Annotated in this window: 12 protein-coding genes; all 12 read right to left on the reverse strand. The window is 63.0% G+C overall.

Going from position 1 to position 13,354, the window contains the following annotated elements; translation table 11 throughout:
- Positions 1-3 precede the first annotated feature (3 nt).
- Positions 4-3,561, reverse strand: coding sequence for a DNA polymerase III subunit alpha (gene dnaE / locus J2Y68_RS20410; RefSeq protein ID WP_309996373.1), 3,558 nt, complete (start codon positions 3,559-3,561; stop codon positions 4-6).
- A gap of 59 nt (positions 3,562-3,620) precedes the next feature.
- Positions 3,621-4,547 (reverse strand): RluA family pseudouridine synthase, encoded by a 927-nt coding sequence (locus J2Y68_RS20415; protein ID WP_309996375.1) that lies wholly within the window; start codon positions 4,545-4,547, stop codon positions 3,621-3,623.
- Positions 4,540-5,148, reverse strand: a complete 609-nt coding sequence (lspA, locus tag J2Y68_RS20420) for a signal peptidase II (protein ID WP_309996533.1) — start codon at positions 5,146-5,148, stop codon at positions 4,540-4,542. The genes J2Y68_RS20415 and lspA overlap by 8 nt, the downstream gene beginning before the upstream one ends.
- A 100-nt stretch (positions 5,149-5,248) precedes the next feature.
- Positions 5,249-5,941, reverse strand: coding sequence for a DivIVA domain-containing protein (locus J2Y68_RS20425; RefSeq protein ID WP_309996378.1), 693 nt, complete (start codon positions 5,939-5,941; stop codon positions 5,249-5,251).
- A gap of 157 nt (positions 5,942-6,098) precedes the next feature.
- Positions 6,099-6,386 carry a YggT family protein gene (locus J2Y68_RS20430; protein ID WP_091466654.1) on the reverse strand — a complete coding sequence of 96 codons (288 nt, stop codon included), beginning with the start codon at positions 6,384-6,386 and terminating at the stop codon, positions 6,099-6,101.
- 106 nt (positions 6,387-6,492) lie between these two features.
- Positions 6,493-7,029, reverse strand: coding sequence for a cell division protein SepF (locus J2Y68_RS20435; protein ID WP_211711311.1), 537 nt, complete (start codon positions 7,027-7,029; stop codon positions 6,493-6,495).
- 85 nt (positions 7,030-7,114) lie between these two features.
- The gene (locus J2Y68_RS20440) at positions 7,115-7,843 is read right to left on the reverse strand and encodes a YggS family pyridoxal phosphate-dependent enzyme (protein ID WP_309996381.1); all 729 of its coding nucleotides are present in this window, start codon (positions 7,841-7,843) and stop codon (positions 7,115-7,117) included.
- The gene (locus J2Y68_RS20445) at positions 7,836-8,549 is read right to left on the reverse strand and encodes a purine nucleoside phosphorylase YfiH/LACC1 family protein (RefSeq protein ID WP_309996535.1); all 714 of its coding nucleotides are present in this window, start codon (positions 8,547-8,549) and stop codon (positions 7,836-7,838) included. The genes J2Y68_RS20440 and J2Y68_RS20445 overlap by 8 nt, the downstream gene beginning before the upstream one ends.
- A gap of 26 nt (positions 8,550-8,575) precedes the next feature.
- Complete coding sequence (gene ftsZ / locus J2Y68_RS20450; RefSeq protein WP_309996383.1) at positions 8,576-9,796, reverse strand: cell division protein FtsZ; 1,221 nt, start codon at positions 9,794-9,796, stop codon at positions 8,576-8,578.
- Positions 9,797-10,013: 217 nt separating this feature from the next.
- Positions 10,014-10,871 (reverse strand): cell division protein FtsQ/DivIB, encoded by an 858-nt coding sequence (locus J2Y68_RS20455; protein ID WP_309996386.1) that lies wholly within the window; start codon positions 10,869-10,871, stop codon positions 10,014-10,016.
- Positions 10,864-12,234, reverse strand: coding sequence for a UDP-N-acetylmuramate--L-alanine ligase (gene murC / locus J2Y68_RS20460; protein WP_309996389.1), 1,371 nt, complete (start codon positions 12,232-12,234; stop codon positions 10,864-10,866). Before murC ends, J2Y68_RS20455 begins: the two co-directional genes overlap by 8 nt.
- The gene (gene murG, locus J2Y68_RS20465) at positions 12,231-13,349 is read right to left on the reverse strand and encodes an undecaprenyldiphospho-muramoylpentapeptide beta-N-acetylglucosaminyltransferase (protein ID WP_309996392.1); all 1,119 of its coding nucleotides are present in this window, start codon (positions 13,347-13,349) and stop codon (positions 12,231-12,233) included. The genes murC and murG overlap by 4 nt, the downstream gene beginning before the upstream one ends.
- Positions 13,350-13,354 lie beyond the last annotated feature (5 nt).

Raw genomic sequence — 13,354 nt, forward strand, 5'->3', positions numbered from 1 at the left:
CTGCTAGTTATCCAGGCAGGCCGGGCCCAGCAGGACCTTGAGGTCTCCGAACAGTGACGGGCTGGGGTTCACCCTCATGTGGACCGGCAGCCCCATGACCTCCACCTTGGTGTCGCCCATCAGCTTCAGCCGGACTTCCGAGTTTCCCCGGTGGGTCCGCAGCACATCGCGGAGGTCGGTCACCACAGCTTCTGTGGCTTTGAACGTGGGGATGGTGATCACGACGGGCCCGTTCACGCTCTCGCTGAGGTCCGGCACGGAGAGTTCCATGCAGTTCAGCGTCACGGCTCCGTCATCCCGGCGCTGCAAGCGTCCTTTGACCACCACAATCAGGTCCTCCGCCAGCACGGAGGCAATCGGGCCATAGACCTGGCCGAAGAACATGACCTCCATCGAGGCGCCCAGGTCCTCGATTTCCGCCCGGGCATAGGCGTTGCCGCTGGCCTTCGCGATCCTACGGCTCAACGAGGTGATCATCCCCGCAATGGTGACAATCGCGCCGTCGTGCGGTCCGTCCTCGGCGATGATCGACGTAATCGACTGTTCGGCGTGCTGGCTGAGGACGCCCTCCAGCCCCTGGAGCGGATGGTCTGAGACGTAGAGGCCCAACATGTCACGCTCGAAGGACAGCTTGTCCTTCTTCTCCCACTCCGGAAGATCCGGGATTTCCGTGGTCAGCGATGCTTCAGGTTCCTGGTCCTCGAAGCCTGCAAAGAGGTCAAACTGGCCAATCGCTTCGTTCCTCTTCAGGGTGATGACCGAGTCGATGGCTTCTTCGTGGATCATTGCCAGCGCGCGTCGATGGTGGCCCAGGGAGTCGAACGCGCCGGCCTTGATCAGGGATTCAATGGTTCTCTTGTTGCACACGACGGCGGGAACCTTGAGCAGGAAATCCTTGAACGAGGTGTATTTGCCTTCGGATGTCCTTGCCGCAACCATGGCATCCACCACATTCACGCCGACGTTGCGGATGGCACCCATGCCGAAGCGGATGTCCGTTCCCACAGGAGTGAAGTTCAACGAAGATTCGTTGACGTCCGGCGGGAGGACCGTGATGCCCATGCGGCGGCACTCGTTCAGGTAGATGGCGGACTTGTCCTTATCATCGCCCACCGACGTGAGTAGCGCAGCCATGTACTCCGGCGCATAATGCGCCTTCAGGTACGCGGTCCAGTAGGAAATCACGCCATACGCTGCCGAGTGGGCCTTGTTGAACGCATAGTCGGAGAACGGGAGCAGGATGTCCCAGAGTGTTTTAACGGCAGCCATCGAATAGCCGTTGTCCTGCATACCCTGCGAGAAGCCTGCGAACTGCTTGTCCAGCTCGGACTTCTTTTTCTTGCCCATGGCGCGTCGGAGGATATCGGCTTGGCCGAGTGAGTAGCCGGCCAGCTTCTGCGCCACGGCCATGACCTGCTCCTGGTACACGATCAGGCCGAAGGTGCCGCCAAGGATTTCCCTGAGCGGTTCCTCCAATTCAGGGTGGATCGGAATGACTTCCTGGATCCCGTTCTTGCGCAGTGCGTAGTCGGTGTGGGCGTTGGCGCCCATGGGTCCCGGACGGTACAGGGCCAGCACAGCCGAGATGTCTTCGAAGTTGTCAGGTTTCATCAGCTTGAGCAGCGACCGCATGGGGCCGCCGTCGAGCTGGAACACGCCCAGCGTGTCGCCGCGGGCCAGCAGCTCGTAGGAGGCGGCGTCGTCGAGTTCCAGGTTTTCCAGGTCCAGGTCGACGCCGCGGTTCATCTTGATGTTTTCCAGGGCATCCGAAATGATCGTGAGGTTTCGGAGGCCCAGGAAGTCCATCTTGATCAGCCCGAGGCCTTCGGACGTCGGGTAGTCGAACTGCGTGATGACCTGGCCGTCCTGGAAGCGGCGCATGATCGGAATGACGTCAATGATGGGGTCCGAGGACATGATCACGCCTGCCGCGTGCACACCCCACTGGCGCTTCAGCCCCTCAATGCCCAACGCCGTCTCGAAGACCTTGGCGGCCTCGGGATCCGTAGCGATGAGTTGCCGGAAATCCCCTGCTTCGCTGTAGCGCTTGGACTCCGGGTTTTGGATGTCCGCCAGCGGGATGTCCTTGGCCATGACAGCCGGCGGCAAGGCCTTGGTCAGCTGCTCGCCCATGCTGAACGGGTAGCCCAGCACACGGGAGGAGTCCTTGAGCGCCTGCTTGGTCTTGATGGTTCCGTACGTGACGATCATGGCCACGCGTTCGTCACCGTACTTCTTGGTGACGTAATCGATCACTTCCGAGCGGCGGCGATCATCGAAGTCGACGTCGAAGTCGGGCATGGAAACGCGGTCCGGGTTGAGGAAGCGTTCGAAGATAAGTCCATGCTGCAGCGGATCGAGATCCGTGATGCGCATGGCGTAAGCCACCATGGAACCTGCACCGGAACCACGGCCCGGGCCCACCCTGATGCCGTTGTTCTTGGCCCAGTTGATGAAGTCGGCCACCACCAGGAAGTATCCGGGGAATCCCATGGAGGTGATGACACCGAGCTCGTAGTCGGCCTGTGCCCGCACCTTGTCCGGGATGCCTTGCGGGTACCGGTACTTGAGCCCGGTATCGACTTCCTTGACCAGCCAGGACGTCTCGTCTTCGCCGGGTGGGCAGGGGAACCGCGGCATGTAGTTGGCGCCGGTGTTGAACGACACTTCGCACCGCTCGGCGATGAGCAGGGTGTTGTCGCAAGCCTCGGGATGGTCGCGGAACAGTTCACGCATTTCCTGCGGCGACTTCAGGTAGTACCCGCTACCGGAGAACGCGAACCTCGAACCGCCGTTGTCATACGTCGGTTCCAGGAGGGTGGAACCGGATTGGATGGCCAGCAAGGCTTCGTGCGCCTTGGCGTCGTGCTCGTGCGTGTAGTGGAGGTCGTTGGTAGCAACGAGCGGCAGGTTCAGCTCCTTGGCCAGGCGCAGAAGGTCACCGGTGACGCGTCGCTCGATGTCCAGGCCGTGGTCCATCAGCTCGCAGAAGTAGTTCTCCGCGCCGAAGATGTCGCGGAACTCCGCGGCAGCCTCCACGGCCTCCCGGTACAGCCCCAGCCGCAGCTTGGTCTGGACTTCCCCGGAAGGGCAGCCGGTGGTGGCAATCAGGCCTTCGGAGTAGGTGTTGAGGAGTTCGCGGTCGAGCCGAGGCCATTTGCCGAAGACAGAGTCCAGGGAAGCAATGGAGGAAGCCCTGAAGAGGTTCCGCATGCCCACGTTGTTGTAGCTCAGCAATGTCATGTGAGTGTAGGAGCCACCACCGGAGACGTCGTCTTTGCGTTGGCTTTCATCACCCCAGCGGACGCGCTCCTTGTCGCCGCGGGCCGTACCCGGGGTTACGTACGCCTCAACACCAATAATGGGCTTGATGCCCTTGTCCGTGGCCTTACGCCAGAAGTCGAATGCACCAAACAGGTAACCGTGGTCCGTGGTGGCCAAGGCAGGCATGCCCAGCCGTTCTGTTTCGTCAAACAACTCACCCAGCCTGGCGGCTCCATCCAGCATGGAGTATTCGGTGTGGGTGTGCAGGTGGACGAACGAATCATTGCTGGAAGTCACCACGACAGTCTACCGTCCCCGGTCCGGCTGGATGCGGACGCGGGGACGGAAAGGGCCGACTAGGCAGATCCGCTGGCCAGGAGGTCCAAGGCGTATTGGAGGTCTGCGGGATAGTCGCTGCTGACTTCCACCCACTCCCCCGTGCGCGGGTGGTTGAATCCAAGTTGGCGGGCGTGCAGCCATTGCCGGGTCAGTCCCAGGGTGGCGGCCAGGCGGGGGTCCGCACCGTAGGTGAGATCACCTGCACAGGGGTGGCGGAGAGCCGAGAAGTGGACGCGGATCTGGTGGGTACGGCCCGTTTCCAAGTGCACCTCCACCAAGGTTGCCTTGCCGAACGCTTCGAGCACCTCGTAGTGGGTGACTGATGGACGACCGTCCTCAATGACAGCGAACCGCCAGTCATGTCCGGGGTGACGACCGATGGGGGCATCAATGGTTCCCTCGAGCGGATCGGGGAGGCCCTGGACTACTGCGTGGTAGACCTTGTCCACGGTGCGTTCCTTGAAAGCCCGCTTCAACACGGTGTAGGCATGCTCTGTTTTTGCCACCACCATGACACCCGATGTGCCGACGTCGAGCCGGTGCACGATCCCTGCACGCTCAGGCGCTCCGGACGTCGAGATCCTGTATCCGGCCCCGGCGAGGCCACCCACCACAGTGGGTCCCACCCATCCGGGAGACGGGTGCGCGGCGACACCCACCGGCTTGTCGATGACGACGAATTCATCGTCGTCCAGCAGGATTTTCAGGCCTTCCACAACTTCCTCCACGACTTCCAAAGGGTCCGGCCGTTCTGGAACGGTGACGTCCAGAACTGCGCCGGCTGCAAGCTTTGCCGACTTACCGAGGGGCACGCCACCGACGGTGACGTTGCCTTCGGCTATCAGCAGGGCCGCCGCAGACCGGGAGATGTCCAGCAATTTCGCCAGCCCTGCATCCGCGCGTGCACCGGCAAGGCCCTCGGGTACCACCACGGAGTCACTCACTGGTGGAATCCCCCGTGGAACCGCTGGCTGGCTTGGCCTCGTCGGCCGGCTTCCGTGCAGGGACGTGGCGCGTCCCGTCCATGCCGATTCCACGGAGTGTCAGCAGGCAAATGATGGCCACCCCGGACACCACGGCCGAGTCGGCGATGTTGAAAATGGCAAAGTTCGGCAACTGAATGAAGTCCACGACGTGCCCCATGGCAAAGGAAGGCTCCCGGAACAGGCGATCTGTCAGGTTCCCGAGTGCTCCGCCCAGCAAGAGGCCGAGGGACAAAGCCCACCAGGCCGAGCCCAAGCGGCGCAGCTGGAAAAGGATCGCAATGGAAACAGCCGCCATGACGATAGTGAAAATCCACGTCACGTTCTCACCGATGGAGAACGCCGCCCCGGAGTTCCGGATGTAATACCAGTGCAGCAACGGAGGCAGGACGGGTATCCGCTCGCCCTCGGTCATGGTGCTGGTTACCCAGAGCTTGGTGAGTTGGTCGAAGGCGTAGGCGAACACGGCGAAGCCGGCAAAGAGCCAGAGTACGGCCGGACGCCGCTTTCGGCGGGAGCCGGGCTCCGGCTGTGAGGCGTCATCGGTGAAGTCGTCGGTCATTATGGCTTTCATTCGTTAAGCGTGGTGGCCTGTTGTCGTCGGTTTAACAGCAAAAGCCGGTGGCCGAGGAGTCCTCAGCCACCGGCTTTTAGAATACTTGCTATACGTCTGCGGTTGCTTCGCCGACCTCAGGGGCGGCAACGGAACCACGGGCATCGAGGTCGCGCAGCTGGCCTTCGATGTAGGCCTTCAGGCGTGAGCGGTAGTCGCGCTCGAAACCGCGGAGCTGCTCAACCTTGCGTTCCAGGACGGAGCGCTGCTGCTCGAGGGCGCCAAGGATCTTGCGGGACTTCTCCTGGGCGTCGTTGACGAGGCTGGATGCCTCGATCTGCGCCTCGGCAATGATCTTTTCCTTCTGCTGTGCACCGTCGGAAACGTGCTTGTCGTGCATCTGCTGTGCCATGGCAAGCAGACCTGCAGCCGACTCGGCAGAGGGGGTGAGGCTGTTGTTTGCAGCAGGCGCCTTGGCGGCAGCAGCTGCGGCCTGATCGGCTTCCTTCTTCTTGGCAGCTTCGGCGGCCTTGGCTTCAGCTTCTGCCTTGGCCTCGGCTTCCTTGTCGACCTTGACGGGGGCCGGAACCTTCTCAACCACCGGAGCCGCAGCAGCTGCAGCAGGCACTGCCGAACCGGCTTCGCCGAGCTTCTTGCGAAGTTCGTCATTTTCCTGGTTCAAGCGGCGAAGTTCAACCACGATCTCGTCGAGGAAGTCATCTACCTCGTCCTGGTCGTAGCCTTCGCGGAACTTGGTCGGCTGAAAGCGCTTGTTGACAACGTCTTCTGGCGTCAAAGCCATCTGGTCACCTCGTTGGTCTAGTTAGTCAGTAGGCCTTCCGGCCGTTCAAAACTACGGTACCTAAATATCATCTGGTTCCTCCAATTCAACACCATCGTGTTGAATTGGAGAATTTGCGGCCTGTGGACCATCGGTGATCCGGGGTTCCGCGGTGCAGCTAGGCCAGGCTGCTGGTTACGGCCATTGCAATGCTCACGGCAATGATCAGGATCAAAAAGCCCAAATCCAGCGAAATTCCGCCGAGTTGCAGCGGTGGGATCAGCTTGCGGAGCCTTCCCAGTGGCGGATCGGTCACGGAGTACACCACATGGGCTGTAACCAAAGCCACACCACGGGGCCGCCATTGCCGGGCGAACATCTGCACCCACTCAAAGATGAGTCTGATGATCAGGGCGATGAAGAACAGCAACAACACTATGTAGATAAGGCCGAAAACAATGCCCACGAGTTAGCTCAGATCTCCCACTTGTTCCGGAATGCCGATCGGTCCCTACTATTGCAACACAGATGCCAGGCAGGTTGACCCGCCTGGCATCCCTGAAAGACTCTTGTCAGCTTTGGTTGAAGAAGCTGGCCTGTGTTTCGCTGGCCTTCTTGTCATCTCCGATGACTTCGACATACGACGGCGACAGCAGGAAGACCTTGCTGGTCACCCGTTCGATGCTGCCGTGAAGGCCAAAGACCAGTCCTGCGGAGAAGTCCACAAGCCGCTTGGCGTCCGCTTCGCCCATGTCGGTCACGTTCATGATGACGGGGATGCCATCCCGGAAGCTCTCGCCGATGACCTTGGCGTCGTTGTAAGAGCGGGGATGGACGGTGGTGATCTGCCTCAAGCCCGAGGCATCTTCGCGGCTGGACGCCGCACGCTTGATGGGTGTCACAGGTGCGCGGTATTCCTCTTCGGCGTCAACGGTGGGCATTTCACGGACAACTTCCCGGACGGGAGCAGGCGCGCGGCGCTCTTCCCGTTCCTGTGCCTGGGGGCGTTCTTCGTCGGGGTGCGAGGCGACTGCCTGCTCAGATTCGTAGTGTTCATCGCCGTCGGCGAGCCCAAGATAGATCATTGTCTTGCGCAGAGCGCCAGCCATGGTGCACTCCTATCGTTTCTGCAGTAGGCGGGCCGCCATGACTTGACACATCGGAACCCCGGCCCGTCATTCCAATACTTTGACGCTACCCCACGGCCGGACGGGAACCGAGAATATCGGAGCCAATTCTCAGGTGTGTCGCCCCGAACTTAATCGCAGCTTCCAGGTCCTGGCTCATGCCCGCTGAAATTGCCGTCGCCGCTGGATGAACGGAACGGAGACTGGCAGAAATTCCTGCCAGCTTTTCGAAAGCCGCTTCCGGATCGGCGCCCAACGGCGCCACGGCCATCAGGCCGGAGAGCTGCAGGCCGCCCGCTGATTGGATCCTTTCCGCGAGAACCTCGACGTCGGCCGGACTGGCACCGCCACGGTGCGCACCGGCGTCGTCCTCCAGGCTGACCTGGATGAAACAGTCGAGGTCCGCCCGGCCCGTGCCGTCCTGTTCCCGCGCCATGGCCTTGGCCAGCGCGTCGACGAGTTGGACGCGGTCGATCGATTGGACGGACGAAGCGTACTTGACCACCGACTTCGCCTTGTTGCTTTGGAGTTGCCCGATAAAGTGCCAGCGAACGTCAACGCCCGCCAGTTCACCGGACTTGGCGGCGGCTTCCTGGTCGCGGTTTTCGCCGACGTCCACAACGCCCAAGGACGCCAGGCGCCGGACGTCCGCGGCAGGATGGAACTTGGTGACCACGATGAGCCGGGGCGCGTCGGTCCGCTGGGCGGCCGCGGTTGCTGCCTCGATCCTGAGGGTCACGGCGGCCAGCCGTTCGGCCAGTTCCGCGGTACGTGGATCGTTTCCGGAACTAGTCATGCGTCCACACCAAACCTGCGAATCGACCGGTACGGTTGTCCCTCCGGTATGAGAAAAGACTGTCGTTTTCCAAGGTGCACTCTCCCGAATACTCAACTGCCACGTCCTCGGCAGCCAATTGGGACCGCACCCCGGCGGGAAGGTCCAAAGCCGGCGTTCCCCACGAGGTGGACGCCCAGGCAGCTGGCACCTCAGCCGCTACGGAGGCCCTCAATTCGGCCGGCACCTCGTAGCAGGAACCGCAGATGGACGGACCGAGCCACGCCCTGATGTCTGCCGCTCCCCGGCGGCGCATCTCCGCGACCGTTGCAGGGATAACGCCGGAGGCGACGCCTGGACGCCCCGCATGGGCGGCGGCAATGATGGGCTGATTCCCGTCGTCGACACCCACCAGGATCACAGGCACACAGTCTGCCACCATGACCGCCAGGGGTTGCGGTGCCGCGTGGACAGAAGTGGCCCGGGAGACCATGGCGTCCGCGGTGGGTCCCTGCCCATGGACCTCGATGAACTCCACAGTGTTTCCGTGGACCTGGTCCATGTACTGGAAGTGCCCGACACCCAGGCCTGCGGCCTGGTCGAGCCGGATCCGGCGGTCCAGGACCTCTCCGGGGTTGTCTCCAACGTGGAGGGCCAGATTCCCGGCGTCCCTGTCCGTAAAGGCTACGGAGACGCCGGGCAGGACTTCATTACGCCACCAAAACACCAAGTACTGACTCTCCGAACGCGGCTTTACTTCAGGAAGTCGGGAACATCGAGATCATCCGAGCGGTTGCCGGAGAGGTCCGGTTCCACGACGGCGGGAAGGTCGACGTCGAACCCTGAGTCTGCGGGCAGGGCGGCGGGACGCTGCTGGCCCCAGTTGCTCAGTCCTGCGGCACCGATGCCGGCTGTTGCGTGCTGCGGCGCCGCGGCGCTGGACGGAGCGCTGTTCGGAGCAGCGGGACGCTCTGCGGGGACGGGGTTCTGGGCCGGACGCGACTGGTCCATGGACGGCGAGGTGGCCTTGACGTCGTCGAAGCCTGCAGCAATGACCGTGACGCGCGCTTCGTCACCCAGGGCGTCGTCAATGACGGCACCGAAGATGATGTTGGCCTCGGGGTGGGCCACTTCCTGAACCAGGCGGGCGGCCTCGTTGATTTCGAACAGGCCGAGGTCGGAGCCGCCCTGGATGGAGAGCAGGACCCCGTGGGCGCCGTCAATGGAAGCCTCCAGAAGCGGGGAAGCAATGGCCAGTTCCGCTGCCTTGACGGCGCGGTCCTCGCCACGGGCGGAGCCGATACCCATGAGGGCCGAACCGGCTCCCTGCATGACCGACTTGACGTCGGCGAAGTCAAGGTTGATCAGGCCAGGGGTGGTAATGAGGTCAGTGATGCCCTGGACACCGGACAGCAGCACCTGGTCCGCGGAACGGAAAGCGTCCAGGACGGAGACGTTGCGATCACTGATGGACAGGAGGCGATCGTTGGGGATCACGATGAGGGTGTCGACTTCGTCACGGAGCGCGTCGATGCCGGCCTCGGCGGAGCCCGCACGGCGACGGCCTTCGAACGTGAACGGACGGGTCACGACGCCGATGGTCAACGCACCCAGGGAGCGGGCGATGCGAGCGACCACAGGGGCGCCACCGGTTCCGGTACCGCCGCCTTCGCCTGCGGTGACGAAGACCATGTCGGCACCCCGGAGAACTTCTTCGATCTCGTCGGCGTGGTCTTCTGCGGCCTGCTTGCCGACCTCGGGGTTTGCTCCCGCGCCGAGGCCACGGGTGAGTTCGCGTCCGACGTCAAGTTTGACGTCGGCGTCGCTCATGAGCAGCGCCTGCGCGTCGGTGTTGATCGCGATGAACTCGACGCCCCGAAGGCCCACCTCGATCATGCGGTTGACTGCGTTCACGCCACCGCCGCCGATGCCGACGACCTTGATGACGGCCAAGTAATTCTGCGGTGCTGCCACGTTTCGTGCCCCTTGCTTGTGTCCTATAGCGAAACTGATCGAGTCCAACTTGAATACTTGGACCTTAACCCTCTAGTTGAAGGTTATAGTTATGTCAAGTAACTCTACTGCGACGGTATTTCCTCTGGTTCCCACATGCAATGACCGCTTGCGCGTGTCGTGTGATTGCCGCGAAATAAGGCTGCCGCCGTCGCGAGTCTACTTTCCCTGTGCTGCTCTATTTGGTGAACGGATGCCGCGGGACACTGACGTCGTAGACGCGCACGGGTACCTTGGGGTCCGCAGGCATCTTCAACAGCGCCTCAAGTGCCTTCGCCTTCAGTTCCCTGTCCTCGGCATTGCCCCACACTACCGTCTTTCCGTCCACGAGTTTCAGTTCCACCGCATCCGGTGAGGCTGCTGATGCCGTCGACATCCTGGCCAGGACGTCTGCGGGCAAGGTGTCCAGAACGGCGGCAATCGCCTTGAACAACTCCGTGTTGGTCGCGCCGGCGCCGGCGTCGATCAACGGCAAGGCCACAGTGGCCAGGTCCTTAGTGGCACCGAGTTGCACGCCATCGACATCGACCATCACATAGCTGTCGCCCTGCTTCAACAACGCCACGGGTACCCGTTCGTTGACATGGACCAACAACTCCGACGGCGGTCGCGCCTCGATGGTGGCCGACCGGACCTGGATCAACGGCTTCAGGAGCTCGTTGACTTCCTGCTCGCTGACCTGCGGAAGTGGTTTGCCGTCCAGGCCTGACAACGCCTTTTGAACGGCATCGGGCGTTAGGAGCGTGGTGCCGTCCACGGTGACGGTCCGAACGGCCAGCACCGGAGAATACACCGCCCCTGCCATGAGCACGGCGACGAAAGCGACAACAATGGACAGCGTCCACAGCACGAGCCTTCGCTTACGTTTCCCTTTCGGCTCCGGGAAAGCAATGACGTTGTCCGAAGTTTCCTGTTCAGGCTCGAGGGACCGCTGGGCACTGATGACCCCGCCCGGGCCCTCGCTTCGAGGCCCGCTGGCCTTGCCCATGGCCGAGTCCGTCCCGGGCTTGAACGTCGGCTTTCGGGTGCTAGCCACCCAGGGCTCCTACAATCGCGGGCCCGTAGGCCGTGACGTCTCCCGCCCCTACCGTCAGGACCACGTCGCCCTCACCCGCCACAGCTACTACGGAATCGACGGCCTCGCTGGCCGTAACAAGGCGGCCATTGGTCAAATGATCGGCGATCAAGGCGCTGGTGACACCCGGGACAGGATCTTCGCGGGCGGGATAGATATCCAGGACAAGAGCGGTGTCAGCTGCGGCCAATGCCTCCGCGAACTCAGTAGCGAACTCACGGGTCCGGGAAAACAAGTGCGGCTGGAAGAGGACATGGACCTTCCTGCCACCGGCTACTGAACGCGCTGCCGACAGGGCAGCCCTGACTTCGGTGGGGTGGTGTGCGTAATCGTCATAGACCCGCACTCCCCTTCCCTGCCCCTTGAGTTCGAACCTGCGTGAGGCTCCGGTGAAGTGGCCCAATGCTGCTGCCGCAGCTTCAGGGGCTACGCCAAGCTCGACGGCGACCGCGAACGCGGCTGCCGCATTCAGCGCGTTGTGCCGCCCAGGTACCTGGAGGGCCAGTGCGTGGGTTTGGGCGCCGATGGCTACAGCTACGGCGGCCGGACCGTCGTCGTGAAGCCGGATGTCCGCATCCTCGGCCGTTCCGTAGGTCAGGACGCGGGTGGTTCCCTTCCCAGCGGTACGTTCGGCCAGGGCACGAGCACCGGCGTCATCGGCGCAGGCCAGCAGCACGCCTTCCGCCGGCAGGAGCGCGGCGAAGTTGTCGAAGGAAGCGAACACTGCCTCCGGCGTGCCGTAATGGTCCAGGTGGTCGGCTTCCACATTGGTGACAACAGCAATCAGCGGGCGGTAGTTCAGGAAGGAACCATCCGACTCGTCAGCCTCCGCCACGAAGATGTCCGAAGCCCCGTGGGCGGCATTGACGCCCAGCGCAGGGACGTTGGCTCCAATGGCGAAAGAGGGGTCCAGCCCCGCTTCCTTCAGCAGGACGGCGACCATGGAGGTGGTAGTGGACTTCCCATGCGTGCCCGCCACCGTGACCACCCGGTGTCCAGCCATGGTGGCTGCCAAGGCCTCGGACCGGTGCAGCACAGGCAGCCCCGCGGCGCGGGCGGCGGCCAGTTCCGGGTTGTCCGCTCGGATCGCCGAGCCAGCCACGATCGTTTGGGCATCGCCCAGGTTTCCGGCGTCATAGCCCACCGCAATCCGGGCACCCGCCGCGGAAAGGTCATGCATGACTGGCAGGTCCTTGGCATCCGTACCGCTGACGGGCACGCCCCGCGCCACCATGATCCGGGCCACGGCGGACATTCCCACCCCGCCTATGCCAATGAAGTGGACACGGCCAAGGGACTCAAGGGGGACGATGCTGGTGGTCATGCGGATACCGCTTCCAAGACAAGATCAGCCATGCGCTGATCGGCGTTTCTGATACCAAGGGCCTCGGACTTGCGGGCCATGTCGCTGAGCCGCGCGCGGTCCGACAGGAGCGGAATGAGTTCCGCTTCCAGCCATGCCGGGCTCAAGTCCTTGTCGTCAATGAGCAGTGCTCCCCCGGCTTCCACCAACGGGGCGGCGTTCAAGGCCTGCTCTCCGTTCCCGATGGGCAAGGGCACGAACACTGCAGGAACTCCCACAGCCGCTACTTCGCTCACGGTCCCGGCGCCTGCACGGGCCAAAAGGACATCAGCAGCGGCATAGACGTTCTCCATGCCGTCGACGTACTCCACCTGGCGGTAGCCGGGAGCGGCGAGGAGACCGCCGTCGTCGTCCAGTACCGACTTCCCGTTGCCGGTGATGTGCAACGTCTGGATCCCGGCCGCTGCCAGTGCCGGCAAGGAAGCCGCAATGGAACGGTTGATGCTCTGGGCGCCGGATGACCCACCGGTGACGATCAAGGTTGGTTGTACCGGGTCCAACCCCAATGACGCCTTGGCTGCCGGAGCTGCCTGGGCCCGGTGGAGTCCGGAGATGGCACGGCGCATGGGCATGCCCACATGCCGTGCACCCCGGAGGCGGGTCCCGGCAAAGGCGACAGCCACGTGTTTGCTGAACCGGGCTCCCACCCTGTTGGCCAGGCCGGCCTTCATGTTGGCCTCGTGGATGACGATAGGGATCCGCAGTTTTCGGGCGGCGAGGTACATGGGTGTGCAAACGTAGCCGCCCACGCCCACCAGGACGTCCGCTTCCGCTTCCTCCAGGATGCGCCGGGCCTGCTTGACTGCAGCGCCCAAGCGTCCGGGAAGCTTGAGCAGGTCAGCCGAAGGACGCCGCGGAAACGGAACGCGGTCGATCGTTGAGAGCTCGTAGCCGGCAGCCGGAACGAGCCGGGTTTCCATGCCCGACGGCGTACCAACAGTCATGATGGCGGCGTCGGGATGCCTGTCCCTCAAGGCATCAGCGATAGCCAGCAGGGGGCTGACGTGTCCCGCTGTTCCGCCGCCGGCCAGGACAACGGACAGGGGCTTGCGGGCAGTAAGGGATTCAGGAGTCATGAAGT

This window comes from Paenarthrobacter nitroguajacolicus (assembly GCF_031455195.1).
Lineage (GTDB): Bacteria > Actinomycetota > Actinomycetes > Actinomycetales > Micrococcaceae > Arthrobacter > Arthrobacter nitroguajacolicus_D.